The following is an 18,135-nucleotide window of genomic DNA, read 5'->3' on the forward strand; positions in this document are numbered from 1 at the left end:
ATGCTCCCTGGTGCGGGTCAGTCGCGCCAGTCCACCACTGCAGAGATCTTCCCGACAATGGTGCGCCAACCCAAACTGGCGGTCTGCGCCCCGATCTTCTTCAGCCGTCGGCGACCGAGGAAACCACCGACCCCGCCGTTGACGGTGGCCCGCAGCGCCTCGTCCAGGTCGTCGAGGCTGGAGCCCGAGGAGAGCATGTCCAACACCGACGGCAGACGCAGCGAGTACGCCAGGTCACGGGCCACCTCGCCGGCCTGGATCAGGAGGTTGGGATCCCAGGTGTCGTGCCCGCCGCGCAGGTTCTCCACCACCAGGTCGAGCTCGTAGGTGTCCTCGTCGAGCGGGACGACGTCGGCCGGTTCGAGCCGTTCGGACAGTTCGCGCCAACCATCCAGTTGGGACAGGTCGTTCGGCGCGCCGGACCGGACGAAGGTGACGAGCGACTCCGGGGTCTTGAAGAGCAGCAACCGCCCCTGGTGGGTCAGGAAGGCCGGCACCTCCTCGTCACCGGCGTCGTCGTCCGTCTCGTCCTCGTCCTCGTCGTCCTCGGCGGTGTCGCCGCCGGCCCGCTTGCCAGCGGCTTCCTTGTCGCTCTCGGCGAACTCCTCGGCGACCTCCTCGTCGAGGATCACCACCGTCTCGTCGTCCTCGTCCTCCGCCTCGGCGGCGGCCTGCCGGCGGGCGAGGAACGGGTCGTCCTGGTCCCGCTCGGTCACGTCCGTCGGGGTGACCTCGCGAGCCGGCCGGTACGCCCGCAGCGTGAAGCCGGTGCCGGCGGGCAGGGCGACCTCCACCGGATCGATCCGCGTCTCGGCCCAGAGCGCGCGGTCGGGTGCCGTGGTCGGCTCGGCGACAGCCTCGATGTCGACCTCGTCGGGCTCGGCCGACCCGGTGGTCTCGTCGGACTCGGCCGATCCCGTGGTGTCGTCGAGCTCGGGCTCGTCGGCGTCGGGCCGTTGGGGCGACTGACGGGCCACGCTGACCTCCGTATGCTTCGGGTTGCCCACTCGTCGGCCTTCCGACCGCCAAGTGACTCTGGGCACATACCCTAGTGGGCGACTCCGGTACCGCGCTGCGCGCACCCCGCCGGCACGTCGGATCAGGGCCGGAGGATCAGGGGGCCAGGGCGAGGTAACCCCGCTCGGCGGCCTCCTGCGCCAGCCACTGGTCCCGGTACCAGCCGGGCACCCGGACCAGCTCGGCGTGCGGACCCTGCTGCACCACCCGGCCGGAGTCCAGCACCAGGATGTCGTCCAACGCGTCAAGTCCGCTGAGCCGATGGCTGATCAGCAGCACCGAGTGCCCGGCCGGGGTGGCGGCCAGCGCCGAGGCGAGGACGGCGTCGGCGGCGGCCGGATCGAGCCCCTCGGTCGGCTCGTCGAGCACCAGCACCCCCGGCGCGGCCAGCAGGGCGCGGGCCAGGGCGAGTCGTTGCCGCTGCCCACCGGAGAGCTGTTCGCCCTGCTCACCCACGATGGTGTCGTACTGCTCGGGTTGGGCGCGTACCCAGTCCAGCAGCCCGGCCGCGGCGGTCGCCGCGGTCAGTTCCCCCGGGTCGGCGTCGGGGCGGCCGAGCAGCAGGTTCTCCCGGACCGAGGCGTGGAAGACGTACGCCTCGGCGAGCAGGCCGCCCACCGTGCGGGGCAGCTGCTCCGCCGGTAGCTCGGCGAGGTCCACGCCGGACAGGGTGACCCGCCCGGAGCGGGGCCGGACGGCACCGGTGAGCACGGCGGCCAGGGTGCTCTTGCCGGCGCCGCTCGGCCCGACCACGGCGACCCGGCGGCCGGCCGGCAGGTCCAGGTCGAACCGGTCGAGGGCGGCCGGGCCGCCGTCCCGGTACCGGACGGTCACCCGGTCGAACCGGACGTCGCACGGCCCCTCGGCCGGCTCCGAATGGGCCTCGGGCGGCCCCTCGGCCGGCTTCGAATGGGCCTCGGGCGGCCCCTCGGCCTGGCGCGCCGCGCTCGTCGGGGCGGGCGAGGTGGCCGGCGGGTCGAGCAGCGCGGCGACCCGGGCCAGCCCGGCGCGCAACTGGGTCCACTGTCGGGCGGCACCGACCAGGGCCAGGGCGATCTCGACGGCGGCGAGGGTGCCGACCGCGAGTACCCCGACGAGCACCCCGTCCACCCCGGCGCGGAGTGCGACCAGCACCACCGCGGCGGCGGTCAGTCCGGCCACCAGCACCCCGGCCGCGTCGACGGCGAACCCGACCGCGGCGAGGCGGCGCTCCAGCCGGCCCAGCCGGTCGGCCCGCTGCCGGGCGGCCCGCCACGCGTACCCGGTGGCGCCGAAGGCGGCCAGGTCGGCCGCGCCGTGGGTGAGGTCGACGGCGTCCGCGGCCAGTTCACCCCGCAGCGGGGCGACCTCGGCGGCCCCCCGGCGGGTGAGCGCGGTGGCCAGCACCGGCAGGACCACCCCGGCCACCAGCAGTCCCAGCGCGAGCGCCCCGGCGGCGGCCGGGGAGACCAGCGCCGCCCCGCCCACGGCCAGCACCCCGACCAGCCCGGCGGCGGACGCCGGTACGAGCACCCGCAGCAGCAGGTCCTGCACCGTCTCGACGTCGGAGACGAGCCGGCTGAGCGCGTCGCCCGAGCGTTGCCCGACGCTGTCCCGGCTGGCCGCCAGGCTGGCGAAGACCCGGGCCCGTACGTCGGCGACCAGGCGCAGCACGGCGTCGTGGCCGGCGAGGCGCTCGGTGTAGCGGAACACCCCCCGGCCGATGGCGAGCGCCCGGACGGCGACGATCGCCACGGTGAGCCGGTCCAGCGGTGGCTGGCCGGCGGCGCTCATCAGCAGCCAGGTCGCGGTCGCCATCAGGGCCAGTCCGGCCAGCTCGGTGGCCGTGGCGAGCAGCCCCGCGCCGAGCAGTCGGCGCAGGTACGGCCGGGTGAGCCGCAGCACGGCCCGCTCGGCGGCGAACCGGCCCGACCGGCTCGACCGGCTCGGTTGGCTCGGCTGGCCCGGTTGGCTCGGCTGGCCCGACTGGCTCTGCCGGCCCGGCTGCCCGGTCCGGGCCCCCGACCCGGCGGGGACGCTGGTGGGCTCGTCGCTCATCGCAGGGCCTCGGCGGTGGGGGTGAGTTCGGTGACCCGGCCGTCGACGACCCGCAGGATCCGGTCGGCGTCGGCGAGCAGGGCGGGGCGGTGCGCCACCAGCAGGGCGGTCCGCCCGGCGACGAGGCGGCGGGTGGCGGCCAGCACGGCCGTCTCGCTGGCGGTGTCCAGCCGGGCGGTCGGCTCGTCGAGCAGCACGATCGGGGCGTCCCGCAGGAACGCCCGGGCCAGCGCCACCCGCTGCCGTTGCCCGCTGGACAGGCCGTGGCCGCGTTCACCGAGCCGGGTGGCGAGTCCGTCGGGCAGTGCGGCGAGCACCTCGTCCAGCGCGGCGTCCCGGACCGCGCGGGCCAGCTCCTCGTCTGGGGTGTCCGGCGCGCCGAGCCGGATGTTGTCGGCAAGCGTGGTGGCGAAGAGGTGGGCCCGCTGCGGCACCCAGGCCAGCTGCCGACGCCAGGCGTCCCGGTCGACCCCGGCCAGGTCGATCCCGGCCACGGTGATCCGGCCCTCGGTCGGGGTGACGAAGCCGAGCAGGAGGCCGAGCAGGGTGCTCTTGCCCGCACCGCTGGGACCGACGACCGCGATCCGCTCGCCGGGCCGGATGGTCAACGTCACGTCGCGCAGCGCCGTGGTACGCGGGTAGGCGACGCTCACCCCCACCAACCGGATCTCGCCCCGCCCGTCCGGAACCGGCCCGCTCCCGGCCGGGCTGCCTCCCGCCGGGCTGCCTCCCGCAGGGCCGGTCCTGGCCGGGCCGGCGGTGGCGGTCGTTGTCACGGCGAGGGCCGGGCCGGCGGTGGCGGTCGTGGCGGTGTCCCGGCCGGGGGTGTCGGTGGTCACCTCGAAGGCGTCGTTGAGCGCGGTCAGCCCCTCCATGCTGGCGTGGAACCGGGCCCCGGCGGTCCGCAGCGGAAGGTACGCCTCCGGGGTGAGCAGCAGCACCAGCAGGGCGGTGGCCAGCGTCAGCCCGCCGTCGAGCAGCCGGATGCCCACCGGCACGGCGACCAGCGCCACCGACAGGGTGGCTACCAGTTCCAGCACCAGCCCGGAGAGGAAGGCGATCCGCAGCGTCCGCATGGTGGCGACCCGGTGCCCGTCGGCCATCCGGTGCACCACGTCGACCTGGGCGCGGGCCCGGCCGAAGGCCCGCAGGGTGGGCAGGCCGGCGACCATGTCGAGGAAGTGCCCGCCGAGGCGGGACAGCCGTCGCCACTGCCGTTCGGTGGCGGCCTGGGCCTGCCAGCCGAGCAGCGCGCCGAAGATCGGGATCAGCGGCAGGGTGGCCGCGATGACCAGCGCCGAACTCCAGTCGGCGACCAGGACCCGCAGCAGGACGGCGGCCGGCACGGTGACGCTGAGCAGCAGCTGGGGGAGGTACCCGGTGAAGTAGGCGTCGAGCGCGTCGAGCCCGCGTCCGGTGAGGGTGGCCAGTTGGCCGGCGCGCTGCCCGGCGACCCAGCCGGGGCCGTTGCGGCCGACCGCGCCGAGCAGCTCACCGCGCAGGGTGGCCTTGACGATCGCGGCCACCCGCGCGGCCACCGTGCCCTGCGCCCAGGTGAGCGCCGACCGGGCGGTCACCGCCACCAGGAAACCGGCAAGCGCGCCCCGGTCGAGCCGGCCGTCGAAGCCGGCCGCCAGCAGCGTGGCCAGCGCGGTGGCCTGCGCGACGATCAGCAGTGCCGCCAGCACCGCGAGGGCGGTGAGCAGCACGAGGTCGCCCCGGGCCGCGGGGACCCGGCGCAGCAGTCGCGGATCGAACGGACGGCGGTTCACCAGTACGTCGGTGTCCTGTCGTCGGGTCGTCCTCGGAACACCCACCAGCACATCGCCGGAGAGCCTAGTCGGGCCGGCAGGAGGGTTTCCCAGCGCATGGAGGCCACCTCGACGTGGGTCGGGGCCCGGGAACGGGCGGGCCGGGGATCAGGTGAGGAAGAGGGTGATGGGCAGCGCGGCCAGGGTGGTGGTGGCCGCCAGGACGATGGCGCCGATCAGGCGGGGCGGATGGTCGGCGACCAGCAGCCGCTGCACCCGGACGTCGAGGTCACGGTCGCCGAGGCCGAGGGTGCCGGCCGGGGTGATCCGGTTGCCGGCGGCGGCGAACCGGCGCAACGCCCCGGCCAGGGGGGCCTCGGCGTGCAGGTGCCGGGCCTTGTCGTCGGCGCGCATCTCGACCAGCAGGGCGACCCGGTCGTGCGCCCGGCGCACCCAGCGGAGCCAGGGCAGCGCCCGGCAGAGCGCGGTGAACGGCAGCAGCACCAGGTCGTGTCGCTCCTGGGCGTGGGCGCGTTCGTGGGTGAGCACCGCGGCCAACTCGGCCCGGTCCAGCAGGTCCAGCGTGCCGGCGCTGACCACCACCCGGGGCCGCATCCCGGGCAGGCAGTAGGCGGCGGCACCGGGATGGTCCAGCACCAGCGCGCCGGGGGCCGCCGGGTCGTCCCGGGCGACCAGGGTCAGCAGGTCCCGGTGGCGGCGCTGGGCGCGTACCGTGCCGTGGATGCTGCGCACGGTGGTGGCCAGCAGCACCGCGCCGATGCCGAACCCGACACCCACCAGCCCGAGGTGCACCGCCCCCACTCCGGCCGGCAGCCTGCCGTGCAGGAGGTCGTCGCCGAGGGCGACCAGCGCGCTGCCGGTCGGCCGGTCGTACGCGGCGACGCCGAGCGCCATCGGCAGACCCATCGCGGAGAGGCCGAGAGCCAGGCCGATCGCCTGCCAGCAGAGGATCGCCACCCCCGGGCCGCGCCAGGTCCAGGTCGACCGGGCCAGCACCTGGGCGAAGAGCCAGCAGGCCAGCACCGCGGCGGCGAAGTGCACGGCGTACGCCATGGTCGTCGCCCTACCGGGCCTGGGGCGGGGCGGGGCGTTCGGTGCCGGCGGCCTCGGCGGTGAGCGCCGCCCGGAGCACCTCGGCCTCGGTGCCGGTCACCGACCGGGCGAAGCGGACCAGCGCGGCGTCCCGGCTGCCACCGAGGTCGAGCGCGTCGAGCATGAGCTGGGCGATGTGCGCCTCCCGGGTGGCCGAGGCCCGGTACCGCCAGGCCCGCCCCTCCCGCTCGCGCTGCACCATGCCCTTGCCGGCCAGCCGGTCCAGGACGGTCATCACCGTCGTGTACGCCAGCTCGCGGCCGTCCAGCGCCTCGGCGACCTCCCGCACGGTCACCCCGCCAGACGTGTCGGGCACACCGTCCCACAGCACGTCCATCACCGCACGTTCCAACTCACCCAGCCGAGTCACCCCCCAATCCTACCCCCCGTAGTAGATCCCCACCCCACCCCGGGCCTGCCCCGGGGTGGGGGTCAGGGGGCTTTGGGGTGCCAGACGGTTTTGGTCTCCAGGAGGGTGGTCATTCGGGTCAGGGCGGGGGTGGTGGTCCAGTCGTGGTCGGGTGGGAGGGGGCGCAGGACCCGCTTGAGGTTCTCCGCCGCCTTGGCCTCCAGGTCGGTGGCGAGGGCGGGGTCAGCGATGCCGGCCAGGTCCAGGGCGTTGACGTCCAGGTGGGCGGCGAGGGTCGGGACGGTCTCGCCGATCGCGCCGGTGAGCAGGTTGACCACGCCGCCGGGCAGGTCGGAGGTGGCCAGCACCTCGGCCAGGGTCACCGCCGCCAGGGGGGCCGACTCGCTGGTGGCCACCACCACCGTGTTGCCGGTGACGATCGCCGGGGCGATCACGCTGACCAGGCCCAGCAGCGCCGGGGACCCGGGGGCCACCGCGGCCACCACCCCGGTCGGCTCGGGTGCCGAGAGGTTGAAGTACGGGCCGGCTACCGGGTTCGCGCCGCCGTACACCTGGGGGAGCTTGTCGGACCAGCCGGCGTACCAGACCCAGCGGTCGACCGCCGCGTCCACCTCGGCGGCCGGTACGCCGAGGGCGACGAACTGCTCGCGGCGGCCCTCCAGCATCTCGGCGATCCGGTAGAGGATCTGGCCCCGGTTGTACGCGGTCGCGCCCGACCAGCCCTTGCCGGCGGCGCGGGCGGCGACCACGGCGTCCCGGGCGTCCTTACGGGAGGCCAGGGCGACGTTTGCGGACTGCACGAGATACGACCGTCCCGACTCGCTGCGCGGGAACTTCCCGCCGATGAAGAGTTTGTACGTCTTGCGTACCGCGACCCGCTCAGACATCGAGATACGCCTCCAGCCCGTGCCGGCCGCCCTCGCGGCCGTAACCCGACTCCTTGTACCCGCCGAACGGCGAGGTGGGGTCGAACTTGTTGAACGTGTTGGCCCAGACCACCCCGGCGCGCAGCCGGTCGGCCGTCCAGAGGATCCGCGAGCCCTTCTCCGACCAGATGCCGGCCGAGAGCCCGTACGGCGTGTTGTTGGCCTTCTCCACCGCCTCGGCCGGGGTGCGGAAGGTAAGCACGGACAGCACCGGGCCGAAGATCTCCTCCCGGGCGATCCGGTGCGCCTGGGTGACCCCGGTGAAGATCGTCGGGGCGAACCAGAACCCGCGTTCGGGCAGCTCGCACGGGGGTGACCAGCGCTGCGCGCCCTCGGCGGCGCCGGCGTCGGTCAGCTCCCGGATCCGGGCCAGCTGGGCGGCGGAGTTGATCGCGCCGACGTCGGTGTTCTTGTCCAGCGGGTCGCCGACCCGCAGCCGGGCCATCCGGCGCTTCAACGACTCCAGCACCTGCTCGGCGACGTTCTCCTGGACCAGCAACCGGGAACCGGCACAGCAGACGTGCCCCTGGTTGAAGAAGATGCCGTTGACGATCCCCTCGACCGCCTGGTCGACGGGGGCGTCGTCGTACACGATGTTGGCGGCCTTGCCGCCCAGCTCCAGGGTGACCTTCTTGGTGGTCCCGGCGGCCGAGCGGGCGATGGCCTTGCCGACCTCGGTGGAGCCGGTGAAGGCGACCTTGTCCACGCCGGGGTGCTCGACCAGGGCGCGGCCGGTCTCGCCGGCCCCGGTGACGATGTTGACCACGCCTGGCGGCAGGTCGGCCTGCTGGCAGATCTCGGCGAAGAGCAGCGCGGTCAGCGGGGTGGTCTCGGCCGGCTTGAGCACCACCGTGTTGCCGGCGGCCAGCGCGGGGGCGATCTTCCAGGCCAGCATGAGCAGCGGGAAGTTCCACGGGATGACCTGCGCGGCTACCCCGAGCGGCGGCGGCACCGACCCGCCGCGCCGGCCCGCCGACCCGGGGCCGAACCCGGCGTACTCCAGCTTGTCGGCCCAGCCGGCGTAGTAGAAGAAGTGCGCGGCGACCAGCGGCAGGTCGACGTCGCGGGCCTCCCGGATCGGCTTGCCGTTGTCGAGTGACTCCAGCACCGCCAGCTCGCGGGAGCGTTCCTGCAGGAGCCGGGCGATCCGGAACAGGTACTTGGCCCGGTCCCGGCCGGGCATCGGACCCCACACCTTCCGGTACGCCTTGCGGGCGGCCCGGACCGCGCGGTCCACGTCCGCCTCGCTGGCCCAGGTGACCTCGGCGAGCACCTCCTCGGTGGCCGGGTTGACCGACTTGTGGCGGTCCTCGCCGTCGACGAACCTGCCGTCGACGAACAGCCCGTAGGACGGCTTCAGGTCGACGATCGCGCGCGACTCGGGCGCGGGGGCGTATTCGAACATCACGGTCAGTCCAGGGTGAAGTAGTCGGGACCGGAGTAGACGCCGGTCGTCAGCTTGGTGCGCTGCATCAGCAGGTCGTTGAGGAGACTGGACGCGCCGAACCGGAACCAGTCCGGGTCCAGCCAGTCCGCGCCGACGGTCTCGTTGACCAGCACCAGGTACTTGATCGCGTCCTTGGTGTTCTTGATGCCGCCGGCCGGCTTCACGCCCACCTGCCGCCCCGTGGCGGCCCGGAAGTCACGGACCGCCTCCAGCATCACCAGGGTCACCGGCAGGGTGGCCGCGACCGGGACCTTGCCGGTGGAGGTCTTGATGAAGTCGCCGCCGGCCAGCATCGCCAGCCAGGAGGCCCGGCGCACGTTGTCGTAGGTGGCCAGCTCGCCGGTCTCCAGGATCACCTTCAGGTGCGCTGCCGGCCGCCCCTGGCGACCGCCATCAGCAGAGCCGCAGGCCTCCTTCACCGCGACGATCTCGTCGTACACCTCGGCGTAGCGGCCGGCCAGGAAGGCACCCCGGTTGATCACCATGTCGATCTCGTCGGCGCCGGCGGCCACGGCCGCCCGGGTGTCGGCGAGCTTGATCTCCAGCGGGGCCTGGCCGGACGGGAAGGCGGTCGCCACGCTGGCCAGGTGTACGCCGGAACCGCGCAGCACCTCGGCCACGTGCCCGACCATCGCCGGGTAGACGCAGACCGCGCCGACGTGCGGGCAGGACGGGTCGGCCGGATCGGGGCGCAGCGCCTTGGCCGCGAGGGCGCGTACCTTGCCGGGGGTGTCCGCCCCCTCCAGGGTGGTCAGGTCGACCATCCGGATGGCCAGGTCGATGGCCTGGGCCTTGGCGGTGGTCTTGATGGAGCGGGTGCCGAGTTGGGCTGCCCGCTGCTCCGCGCCCACCTGATCCACGCCCGGTAGGCCGTGTAGGAAGGTCCGCAGAGCGGTCTCGGATCGTCCCAGCTCGGTGAGGTCCGACCGGGCCGACGTCGTTGTCGCCGTCATGCCGGGAAGTCTACGCAGCCCCGGATCGGTTGATCTTGAGCGAGCGGCGTGCGCACCCCGCCGGTGGTGAGCGAGGTCGCTGGTCTGCCCACGGGCACGGTGCCGACGGCGACCGGCGGGTAGGTTGAGCGATCGTGGACGTACACGTCATTGACCATCCGCTCGCCCAGTCGCGGCTGACCGCCATGCGGGACACGCGCACCGATTCCGCCACCTTCCGGGCAGCGCTGCACGAACTCACCACCATGCTGGTGTACGAGGCCGCCCGCTCCTTCCCCGTGGAGAAGTACCCGGTCCAGACCCCGGTCACCGGCGCCGAAGGCACCCGGCTGGCGAACCCGCCGCTGCTGGTCCCGGTGCTGCGGGCCGGGCTCGGGATGGCCGACGCCGCCCTCGGGCTGCTGCCGGAGTCGTCGATGGGCTTCGTCGGCCTGGCCCGCGACGAACAGACGTACGAGCCGCGCGCCTACATGGAGTCGCTGCCCCGCGACCTGACCGGCCTGCCGGTGCTGGTGCTCGACCCGATGCTGGCCACCGGCGGCTCCCTGGAGCACTGCTGCCGGCTGCTGGCCGACCGGGGCTGCACCGACATCACCGTGCTCTGCGTACTGGCCGCACCGGTCGGCATCGAACGCCTCGCCCAGTCGGGTCTCCCGCTGCGGCTGGTCACCGCCTCGATCGACGACGGCCTCAACGACAGCAAGTTCATCGTGCCCGGCCTCGGCGACGCCGGCGACCGCCAGTTCGGCGGCATGCCCCGCTTCTAGCTGTAAGGAAGGGCCCCCTGTTAACGCTTTCGGTATAGCGGGGTTCCCCTCTCACACCCGTAGGCCGGACACGCGGCGGCGGGGCGGGACACGCGGCGGCTGCGGGCGGGGCGGGGCGCGCGGCAGCGGGGCGGGGCGCGCGGCAGCGGTGGGTGGGGCGTGCGGCGACTGCCGGGGGAGGGCCGCTTCTCACCTCACGGGCGAGTCGATGCGCGGGGGTGCGGAGACCGGCTAGCGTCTGCGGCCATGACTGGTGTTGCGCTCGCCGAAGAGTTGCTCCTGCTCGCGTACGACGATGAAACCGGCAAGGCGACCATGCCCCGGATCAGCCTTGACCTGGGCATGGCCGCGGCGGTCCTGGTGGAGTTGGCGCTCGCCGGGCGGGTCGCGTACGACAGCGGGAACCTGACCGTGGTGGACCCCACGCCGACCGGTGAGCCGACCGTCGACGAGGTGCTCGCCCGGATGGCCGACGAGCAGCCCCACTCGCCCTCCTCCTGGGTGCAGCGGCTTCGCCACGGCCTGCGGGACCGGATCCTCGGCGACCTGGTCGAGCGGGGTGTGGTGCGTGACGTCGAGGAGACCGAACTCGACTTCATCGTGGTCCACCGGTACCCGACGGTCGATCCGGCGGTGGAGGAGGACACCCGGCGGCGGCTGACCGAGGCGCTCACCGGTGGCCCGGCACCCGACGAGCGGACCGCCGCCCTGGCCACCCTGGTCGCCGCGGTACGCATGGAGCCCGCGCTCGGGCTGACCGGCGAGGACGCCCGCGACGTGGGCAAGCGGCTGGAGGAGATCGCCGGGGGCGCCGGCTTCTCCGGTGAGATCAGCATGGAAGATTCGGTGGTACGCCCGTCGATCGCGCTGGTCGTGGCCGTGCTCGGGCAGGCGATCAACGCCGCCCTCGGCCCCCGCCGCTGAGGGCCCGGGACGCTGCGGGCCCAATGCCACTGAGCGCCCCGGACGCTGCGGGCCCATGCCACTGAGGGCCCCGCCCGCCGTACCTCATTGGTTTTCGGGTGGGGTGCGGCGGCCGGGCGGGGCGGGGAGTCAGTGCCCGAAGCGGTGGGTCCGGACGGCGCGGACGAAGTCGGCCCAGCCGGCCGGGGCGAGGGTGAGCACCGGTCCGGCCGGGTCCTTGCTGTCCCGGACGGCGACGACGCCGGTGAGGTTGTCGGCGACCTCCACACACTCGCCACCGTTGGTGCCGCTGTGGGTGCTGGTGCGCCAGCGGGCTCCGGTCAGGTCATTCATAGCACTCTCCCAGGATGGCGTCGATCAATTCCATCGATTGTCGCTCATCGAGGGCGAGGGATTCCAGCCCGGACCAGACCCGTTCGTACGCGATGATTTCCTCCGGCTGGTCGAGATAGAGCGCGCCGGTGAGCCCCTCGACGTAGACGGTCGGTGGCTCGCTCGGGTTGCCGACGGCGTTCGTCGGGAAGTCGAGCAGGACGAAGGTGCCGGCCTCGGCGGCCAGCGGCGGCCCGGCGGCCAGCGGCAGCACCCGGACGGTGATGTTGGACCGTTCGCCGACCGCGAGCAGGTGCCGGAGCTGCTCGGCCATCACCGGTCGGCCCGGCACCGGGCGGCGGAGCACCGCCTCGCTGAGAACGACGGTCAGGTCGGGAGCCGGTGGGAGCCGCCGGGCCAGTAGCCCCTGCCGCTGGATCCGCAGGCTCACAATTTTCTTCCGCTCCTCCTCGCTCAGCTCCGGCCGGTTGTGCAGGAAGAGTGCGGTGGCGTATCCCGGGGTCTGGAGTATTCCCGGGACCAACTCGGCGTTGTAGTACCGCACCTGGCGGGCGACATTTTCCAGCCCGATGTAGAGCGAGAACCAGATCGGAATGGACCGGCCGTACGCGTGCCACCAGCCCTCGGCCTTGCTCAACTCGGTGAGCCCGAGCAGCACGGCGGCCTGCTCCTGGTTGGCCCGGTACAGCTCGCAGAGCACCCGGACGTCGGGGCCGCGCGCCGCGGTCAGGCCCCGCTCGATCCGCCAGATCTTCTGCCGCGAGCAGTCCAGCTCGTCGGCGGCCGACTCGATGGTGACCTGCGCGTCCTCCCGGAGCTTGGTGAGCAGTCTGCCGAGTTGTCGGCGTGGTACCGAAGAACCGTTCGTTGCATGCATCGTGCAACACCTTTCCGTCCCGAAATGCAACAGCCGAAAGCCACAAATGAAACGTGCCGAAGAATGCAATCACCATGGCGTCGGTAAATGGCCGGACTTGACGCGGAGATACTAATTATCAAACGTTCTGCAGGCAAGCGATGACGGTGGGTGTCTGGGTGGGCGTCGGGTCGGTCAAGGTCAACTGCCGGCCGGGCGCGGCAGTCGCGAAGGGCCATCTCGGGTCTCGGGTGCGCGCTCCGCCTCCGGCTGGGTCTACACGCAGTGTATAGCTCGTGTGTATAGTGTGCCTCATGTCTGTTGGCTTTGCACTGTTGGGCCTGCTGGAGCACGGACCCCGGCACGGCTACGAGTTGAAACGCTCCTACGACGACCAGTTCGGTCACGGCCGGTCGCTGCACTACGGGCAGGTCTACGCGACCCTGGCCCGGCTGCTGAAGAACGGCCTCGTGGAGGTGGAGTCCGAGCCCGGTGACGGCCCGGACCGCAAGCGGTACGCGATCACCTCGGCCGGTGTCACCGACGTGGAGCAGTGGCTGAGAAAACCGGAGCAGCCCGAGGCCTACCTGCAGAGCAAGCTCTACACCAAGGTCGTGCTGGCGCTGCTCACCGGCCGGGACGCGACCGACCTGCTGGACATCCAGCGCGCCGCCCATCTGGGGCAGATGCGGGAGCTGACCAACCGCAAGCTCACCGGTGACCTCGCCGACCAGCTCGTCTGCGACCACGCCCTGTTCCATCTCGAAGCCGACCTGCGTTGGCTGGAGCTGACCGCCGCCCGGCTGGACCAGCTCAGCGCCCAGGTGCGGAAGGGGAACCGATGACCGTCCCGACGACCGACGCGCCGCTGCTGGCGGCGGAGGACCTGACCAAGGTCTTCGGTGCCACCCAGGCCCTGAGCGGCGCATCCCTGCGGGTGTACGCCGGTGAGGTGCTGGCCCTGATGGGGCCCTCCGGGTCCGGCAAGTCCACCCTGCTGCACTGCCTCGCCGGGATCGTCGCTCCCGACGCCGGCCGGGTCAGCTACGCCGGCCGGGACCTGTTCGCCGGCTCCGACGCCGAGCGCAGCGCCCTGCGCCGTACCGACTTCGGGTTCGTCTTCCAGTTCGGTCAGCTGGTGCCCGAGCTGACCTGCCTGGAGAACGTGGCGCTGCCGCTGCGGCTGGCCGGCACGCGGCGCAAGGAGGCGGCCCGGCGGGCGGCGGCCCTGCTGGCCCGGCTGGAGGTCGCCGAGGTGGCGGACAAGCGCCCCGGCGAGGCCTCCGGTGGGCAGGGCCAACGGGTCGCGGTGGCGCGTGCGCTGGTCACCGGCCCCAAGGTGATCTTCGCGGACGAGCCGACCGGCGCACTCGACTCCCTCAACGGCGAACGGGTGATGCAGCTGTTCGTCACGGCCGCCCGGGAGACCGGCGCGGCGGTCGTGCTGGTGACCCACGAGGCGCGGGTGGCGGCGTACTCCGACCGGGAGGTCGTGGTCCGCGACGGCAAGGTCCGGGCCCCGGAGTACGCCCGATGAGCGCCCCCGGCCGGCGCGGCCCGACGGCGTGGCTCCACGACCTGTTACTCGGGGTACGGCTCAGCGTGGCCGGCGGTCCGACCGGCTGGGCCCGGCTGGCGATGACCGCGGTCGGGGTGGGGCTGGGCGTGGCGATGCTGCTGACCGCCACCGCGTTGCCCACCGTCGGGCTGGCCCGCTCCGACCGGAGCGAGGGACGGGACCCGGGCCCCGACGTGACGGCGGCCGGCCCGGACACCCTGCTCTACGCCGAGGCCGACACCGACTGGCGTGAGCTCCGCGTCGAGGGGCTGCTCGTGCAACCCGAGGGTGGTCAGGCGCCGGTCCCACCCGGGTTGAGCCGGCTGCCCGCCCCCGGCGAGATGGTCGTCTCGCCGGACCTCGCCGAGCTGCTGGCCTCCCCGGACGCCCGCCTGCTGGTCGAGCGGCTGGATGCCACGGTGGTCGGCACCATCGCCCCGGAGGGCCTCGCCGGCCCCCGCGACCTCTACTACTTCCGCGGTGCCGACTCGCTGGCAGCCGGCTCCTTCGGCGTGAGCCGGACGGACACCTTCGGTGGCGGTGGCGGCCCGGGAGACAGCGGCAGCCTGCCGGCGGTGCTGCTGGTGCTCTCCCTACTCGGGGTGGTCGTCCTGCTCCTACCCGTCATGATCTTCGTGACCACCGCCGTACGCTTCGGCAGCGAGGCCCGGGACCGGCAGCTGGCCGCGATCCGACTGGTCGGCGCGGACACCACCATGACCCGCCGGATCGCCGCCGGGGAAACCCTGGTCGGGGCGTTGCTGGGGATGGTCGTCGGCGCGTTGCTCTTCTTCGGCGTCGGTCGGCTGGTCGGTGAACTCCTCCCGGTCAGGTTCAGCTTCTTCCCCGCCGACCTGCGGCCGGTGCCCGCCCTGGTGGCCCTGGTCGTCCTGGCCGTGCCGACCGCCGCCGTGCTGGTCACCCTCTCCGCGTTGCGGCGGGTGATGATCGAACCGTTAGGTGTGGTGCGGCGGGGTCGTGAGCGCCGTCGTCAGCTCTGGTGGCGGCTGCTGCCCCCGGCGCTCGGCCTGCTGCTGCTCGCCCCGCTGACCGGCCGGATGTCCGAGGTCACCGGCGAGCTGGTCGAGGTACAGGTCGTCGCGGGGATCACCCTGCTGCTGCTCGGCCTGGTGCTGCTGCTGCCCTGGGTGGTCCAGTCGGTGGTCCGTCGGCTCGGGGGCGGGGGTGTGGCGTGGCAACTCGCCGTGCGTCGACTCCAACTCGACAGCGACACGGCGGTCCGGGCGGTCTCCGGCATCGCCGTCTCGGTGGCCGGCATCATCGCCGTGCAGGGCGTGCTCGGGGCCGGGCAGCTCGCCGCGATCGGCCGGTACGGCGACACCAGCCAGTTCCAGGCCTCCGTGTCGACCTACCGCGAGCCGGCGGACCGGCTGGCCGGCCAGGTCGCCACGGCCCTCGCGGAGGCCCCCGGCGTGGGTCCGGTCACTGCGGTCTCCCAACTGCGCACCAGTCCGGACACGCCGGCCTACGTGGAGATGTGGATCGCCGACTGCGACGGTCTGCGACACTACGCCGACCTGCCGAGCTGCGCCGACGGGGACAGCTTCGTCGCCAGCGGTCGGGAGCGCCCGGAGGTCGCCCCCGGGGCGACCGTCACCTTCGACACCGACGGCGACCAGACCAGGTGGACGGTGCCGGCCGACATGCGCGCGGTCGAGCAGTACGACAAGCTTGTCATGGCGGACCTGCTGGTCACCCCGGGCGCGCTGGGCGCGCCCGCGCCAGAGCCGGTCACGTACCTCGCCGGGTTGGACGGCACCGACCCGGACGCGATCGAGCAGCTGCGCACCGCCGTCTACCGGATCGACCCGCTCGCCTTCGTCACGGGCTTCGCGCGGCCCGGCAACGGCCTGCTCGGTGACTTCGAACAGGCGCTGCAGGTGGGGGCGATAGCGCTGCTGCTGATCATCGGGGCGAGCCTGCTGGTCAACGTCCTGGAACAGCTCCGCGAGCGCCGGCGGCTGCTGGCCGTGCTCACCGCCTTCGGCACCCGACGCCGGACCCTCTCCGGATCGGTGCTCTACCAGGTGGCGATCCCGGTGCTGCTCGGGCTGGCCCTGGCCGTCGTCACCGGCGGAGGGCTGGGCGCGCTGCTGCTCGCCATGGTGGACGAGCCGATCGTCTTCAACTGGGCGGCGATCGCCGGTGTCTCGGGCACGGCAGCGCTGGTGGTGCTGGCCGTCACCGCCGCCAGCCAGCCGCTGCTGTGGCGACTCACCCGGCCCGACGGGTTACGCAGTGAGTGACCCCGGCACCGGCCCACCCACGGGCCGACGGGCTGCGCCGCGAGTGACCCCGGCACCGGCTCACCACCCCAGGGCCGTGGCCACCTCGGCGCGCAGGGCGCGCAGCGCGGCGTCCGCGCGCTGGCGGGCCGCGCCGAGGTCGCCGCCGTCGACCGGTTCCACCACCTCCAGGTACGCCTTGAGCTTCGGCTCGGTGCCCGACGGTCGGACCACCACCCGGGCGGTTCCGGTACGCAGGATCACCACGTCGGCGTCGGGCAGCAGGTCCTCCGCCGAGGTGACCGGTGCGCCGAGCAGACTCTGCGGGGTGTGCTGCCGGAGTCGGGCCATCGCGTCGGCGATCTGCGTCAGATCGGTCACCCGGACGGAGAGCTGGTCGGTCTGGTGCACGCCGAACTCGGCCGCCAGCTCGTCCAGCCGGTCGGTGAGCGTCCGCCCCTGCGCCTTCAGCCCGGCAGCCAACTCGGCGACGGTCAGCGCGGCGGTGATGCCGTCCTTGTCGCGTACGTGGTCCGGGGCGACGCAGTAGCCGAGCGCCTCCTCGTACCCGTAGGCCAGCGGGTCGGCGCCGTCACCAGCCCGGACGATCCACTTGAACCCGGTGAGCGTCTCGGCGTACGGCCGGTCCCGGGCCGCGCACATCGCCTTGAGCAGGGACGACGAGACGATGGTGGTGGCGAAGCAGCCCTGGACGCCCCGGCGCATCAGGTGGTCGGCGAGGAGCACCCCCACCTCGTCCCCGCGCAGCATCCGCCAGGCCGACCCCGCCCCGGCACTGTCTGCCGCCCCGGCACTGCCTGCCGCCCCGGCACCGGCGGGTTGGCGGACGACGACGGCGCAGCGGTCCGCGTCCGGGTCGTTGGCGATGGCCAGGTCCGCGCCGGTGGCCTCGGCGAGCGCCACGAGGCGGTCCACCGCGCCGGGCTCCTCCGGGTTGGGGAAGGCGACCGTCGGGAAGGCCGGATCCGGCTCGGCCTGGTCCGGCACGATCCCGGGGATGCCGAAGCCGGCCCGGGCGAAGGCGGCGGTCAACACGGCGGCACCTACCCCGTGCAGCGGGGTGTACGCCACGGCCAGGTCACGCGGGCCGCCCGGGGCGACCACCGCAGCGGCCCACTCCACGTACCCGGTCGTCAGGTCGTCGCCGAGCAGCTCACCGGTCGGACCTAGCGGCACCTCGGTGAGCGGGCCGACGGCCCGGATGGCCACCTCGATCCCGGTGTCGGCCGGCGGCACGATCTGCGCCCCGGCACCGGTGGCACCGCCCAGCTCGGCACCGAGGTAGACCTTGTAGCCGTTGTCCTGCGGCGGGTTGTGGCTGGCGGTGACCATCACACCGGCCGCCGCGCCGAAGTGACGGACCGCGTACGCGAGGACCGGGGTGGGCAGCGGTCGGGGCAGCACCAGCGCCGGGCGGCCCGCCCCGGTGGCGACCTGGGCGGTGCGGAGCGCGAACTCGTGCGAGCCGCGCCGGGCGTCGTACCCGATCACCAGCGGGCCGGTGGCACCCTGGGCGGCGAGCCAGCCGACCAGGCCGGCGGCGGCTCGGGTGACCACGGCCAGGTTCATGCCGTTGGGGCCGGCGCGCAGCGGGCCCCGCAGCCCGGCGGTGCCGAAGGTCAGCGGCCCGGCGAAGCGGTCGGCCAGCTCGGCGGCGCTGTCCGGCAGCCGGTCGAGCAGGGCCCGCAGCTCGTCCTGGCTGGCCGGGTCGGGGTCGTCGGCGAGCCAGCGTTGAGCCTGCCCGCGAAGGTCGTCGATGTCAGTGGTGTCCGCCGCCATCTGATGTTGATAGCACGACGGCGGACCGCCACGTGTC

At 73.7% G+C, this 18,135-nt stretch carries 16 protein-coding genes; 5 read left to right on the forward strand and 11 right to left on the reverse strand.

Translation table 11 applies throughout. The features are described 5' to 3' along the window. Positions 1-17: 17 nt before the first annotated feature. The 8 genes from GA0070617_RS05715 to deoC all read right to left on the reverse strand — a co-directional run bounded on the left by GA0070617_RS05715 (position 18) and on the right by deoC (position 9,614). Entirely contained in the window at positions 18-1,007 is a 990-nt protein-coding gene (locus GA0070617_RS05715) for a DNA primase (protein WP_091434628.1), read from the reverse strand. A 106-nt stretch (positions 1,008-1,113) separates the two neighbouring features. Further along, positions 1,114-3,054 carry a thiol reductant ABC exporter subunit CydC gene (gene cydC, locus GA0070617_RS05720; protein WP_091434630.1) on the reverse strand — a complete coding sequence of 647 codons (1,941 nt, stop codon included), beginning with the start codon at positions 3,052-3,054 and terminating at the stop codon, positions 1,114-1,116. Continuing rightward, positions 3,051-4,826, reverse strand: coding sequence for a thiol reductant ABC exporter subunit CydD (gene cydD, locus GA0070617_RS05725; RefSeq protein WP_091445954.1), 1,776 nt, complete (start codon positions 4,824-4,826; stop codon positions 3,051-3,053). Before cydD ends, cydC begins: the two co-directional genes overlap by 4 nt. Positions 4,827-4,973: 147 nt before the next feature. Next, a complete protein-coding gene (locus GA0070617_RS05730; RefSeq protein WP_091434631.1) occupies positions 4,974-5,879 on the reverse strand; it encodes a M56 family metallopeptidase in 906 nt (301 codons plus the stop codon). Positions 5,880-5,889: 10 nt separating this feature from the next. Continuing rightward, positions 5,890-6,288 (reverse strand): BlaI/MecI/CopY family transcriptional regulator, encoded by a 399-nt coding sequence (locus tag GA0070617_RS05735; protein ID WP_091434633.1) that lies wholly within the window; start codon positions 6,286-6,288, stop codon positions 5,890-5,892. Between the two features lie 62 nt (positions 6,289-6,350). Next, complete coding sequence (locus GA0070617_RS05740; RefSeq protein ID WP_091434636.1) at positions 6,351-7,175, reverse strand: aldehyde dehydrogenase family protein; 825 nt, start codon at positions 7,173-7,175, stop codon at positions 6,351-6,353. Continuing rightward, the gene (locus GA0070617_RS05745) at positions 7,168-8,619 is read right to left on the reverse strand and encodes an aldehyde dehydrogenase family protein (protein ID WP_091445958.1); all 1,452 of its coding nucleotides are present in this window, start codon (positions 8,617-8,619) and stop codon (positions 7,168-7,170) included. Before GA0070617_RS05745 ends, GA0070617_RS05740 begins: the two co-directional genes overlap by 8 nt. A gap of 5 nt (positions 8,620-8,624) precedes the next feature. Next, the gene (gene deoC / locus GA0070617_RS05750; protein ID WP_091434637.1) at positions 8,625-9,614 is read right to left on the reverse strand and encodes a deoxyribose-phosphate aldolase; all 990 of its coding nucleotides are present in this window, start codon (positions 9,612-9,614) and stop codon (positions 8,625-8,627) included. Between the two features lie 134 nt (positions 9,615-9,748). On the opposite strand from deoC, the gene upp reads away from it, so the two are divergent. Together upp and GA0070617_RS05760 are read left to right on the forward strand one after the other, a co-directional pair. Beyond that, positions 9,749-10,381 (forward strand): uracil phosphoribosyltransferase, encoded by a 633-nt coding sequence (upp, locus tag GA0070617_RS05755; RefSeq protein WP_091434639.1) that lies wholly within the window; start codon positions 9,749-9,751, stop codon positions 10,379-10,381. Positions 10,382-10,627: 246 nt separating this feature from the next. Further along, positions 10,628-11,305: a GOLPH3/VPS74 family protein gene (locus GA0070617_RS05760; protein WP_091434641.1), complete on the forward strand. Its 678-nt coding sequence runs from the start codon at positions 10,628-10,630 to the stop codon at positions 11,303-11,305. 129 nt (positions 11,306-11,434) lie between these two features. Here GA0070617_RS05760 and GA0070617_RS05765 read toward each other — a convergent pair whose 3' ends face one another. Further along, positions 11,435-11,638 carry a DUF397 domain-containing protein gene (locus tag GA0070617_RS05765; RefSeq protein WP_091434643.1) on the reverse strand — a complete coding sequence of 68 codons (204 nt, stop codon included), beginning with the start codon at positions 11,636-11,638 and terminating at the stop codon, positions 11,435-11,437. Then, entirely contained in the window at positions 11,631-12,515 is an 885-nt protein-coding gene (locus GA0070617_RS05770; RefSeq protein ID WP_091434644.1) for a helix-turn-helix domain-containing protein, read from the reverse strand. Before GA0070617_RS05770 ends, GA0070617_RS05765 begins: the two co-directional genes overlap by 8 nt. Positions 12,516-12,808: 293 nt before the next feature. Here GA0070617_RS05770 and GA0070617_RS05775 point away from each other — a divergent pair, with 293 nt between their 5' ends. From GA0070617_RS05775 to GA0070617_RS05785, 3 genes are read left to right on the forward strand one after another with little or no spacing between them, the layout of a single operon-like run. Next, the gene (locus tag GA0070617_RS05775; protein WP_091434647.1) at positions 12,809-13,339 is read left to right on the forward strand and encodes a PadR family transcriptional regulator; all 531 of its coding nucleotides are present in this window, start codon (positions 12,809-12,811) and stop codon (positions 13,337-13,339) included. Continuing rightward, complete coding sequence (locus GA0070617_RS05780; protein ID WP_091434650.1) at positions 13,336-14,031, forward strand: ABC transporter ATP-binding protein; 696 nt, start codon at positions 13,336-13,338, stop codon at positions 14,029-14,031. Before GA0070617_RS05775 ends, GA0070617_RS05780 begins: the two co-directional genes overlap by 4 nt. Then, positions 14,028-16,319, forward strand: a complete 2,292-nt coding sequence (locus tag GA0070617_RS05785) for an ABC transporter permease (protein ID WP_091434652.1) — start codon at positions 14,028-14,030, stop codon at positions 16,317-16,319. Before GA0070617_RS05780 ends, GA0070617_RS05785 begins: the two co-directional genes overlap by 4 nt. Before the next feature lie 60 nt (positions 16,320-16,379). Here the strand turns inward: GA0070617_RS05785 and GA0070617_RS05790 are convergent, their stop codons facing one another. Continuing rightward, positions 16,380-18,098 carry a phospho-sugar mutase gene (locus tag GA0070617_RS05790; protein ID WP_091434655.1) on the reverse strand — a complete coding sequence of 573 codons (1,719 nt, stop codon included), beginning with the start codon at positions 18,096-18,098 and terminating at the stop codon, positions 16,380-16,382. Positions 18,099-18,135: the final 37 nt, after the last annotated feature.

The organism is Micromonospora yangpuensis, assembly GCF_900091615.1.
Classification (GTDB): domain Bacteria; phylum Actinomycetota; class Actinomycetes; order Mycobacteriales; family Micromonosporaceae; genus Micromonospora; species Micromonospora yangpuensis.

What these genes read in the sequence shown, in the direction of transcription:
- cydC (WP_091434630.1), bottom strand. Translation starts at nt 3,054, where the DNA reads ATGAGCGACGAGCCCACCAGCGTCCCCGCCGGGTCGGGGGCCCGGACC.
- GA0070617_RS05790 (WP_091434655.1), bottom strand. Translation starts at nt 18,098, where the DNA reads ATGGCGGCGGACACCACTGACATCGACGACCTTCGCGGGCAGGCTCAA.
- GA0070617_RS05775 (WP_091434647.1), top strand. Translation starts at nt 12,809, where the DNA reads ATGTCTGTTGGCTTTGCACTGTTGGGCCTGCTGGAGCACGGACCCCGG.
- GA0070617_RS05780 (WP_091434650.1), top strand. Translation starts at nt 13,336, where the DNA reads ATGACCGTCCCGACGACCGACGCGCCGCTGCTGGCGGCGGAGGACCTG.
- GA0070617_RS05765 (WP_091434643.1), bottom strand. Translation starts at nt 11,638, where the DNA reads ATGAATGACCTGACCGGAGCCCGCTGGCGCACCAGCACCCACAGCGGC.
- GA0070617_RS05740 (WP_091434636.1), bottom strand. Translation starts at nt 7,175, where the DNA reads ATGTCTGAGCGGGTCGCGGTACGCAAGACGTACAAACTCTTCATCGGC.
- GA0070617_RS05745 (WP_091445958.1), bottom strand. Translation starts at nt 8,619, where the DNA reads ATGTTCGAATACGCCCCCGCGCCCGAGTCGCGCGCGATCGTCGACCTG.
- deoC (WP_091434637.1), bottom strand. Translation starts at nt 9,614, where the DNA reads ATGACGGCGACAACGACGTCGGCCCGGTCGGACCTCACCGAGCTGGGA.
- GA0070617_RS05760 (WP_091434641.1), top strand. Translation starts at nt 10,628, where the DNA reads ATGACTGGTGTTGCGCTCGCCGAAGAGTTGCTCCTGCTCGCGTACGAC.
- GA0070617_RS05730 (WP_091434631.1), bottom strand. Translation starts at nt 5,879, where the DNA reads ATGGCGTACGCCGTGCACTTCGCCGCCGCGGTGCTGGCCTGCTGGCTC.
- GA0070617_RS05785 (WP_091434652.1), top strand. Translation starts at nt 14,028, where the DNA reads ATGAGCGCCCCCGGCCGGCGCGGCCCGACGGCGTGGCTCCACGACCTG.
- GA0070617_RS05770 (WP_091434644.1), bottom strand. Translation starts at nt 12,515, where the DNA reads ATGCATGCAACGAACGGTTCTTCGGTACCACGCCGACAACTCGGCAGA.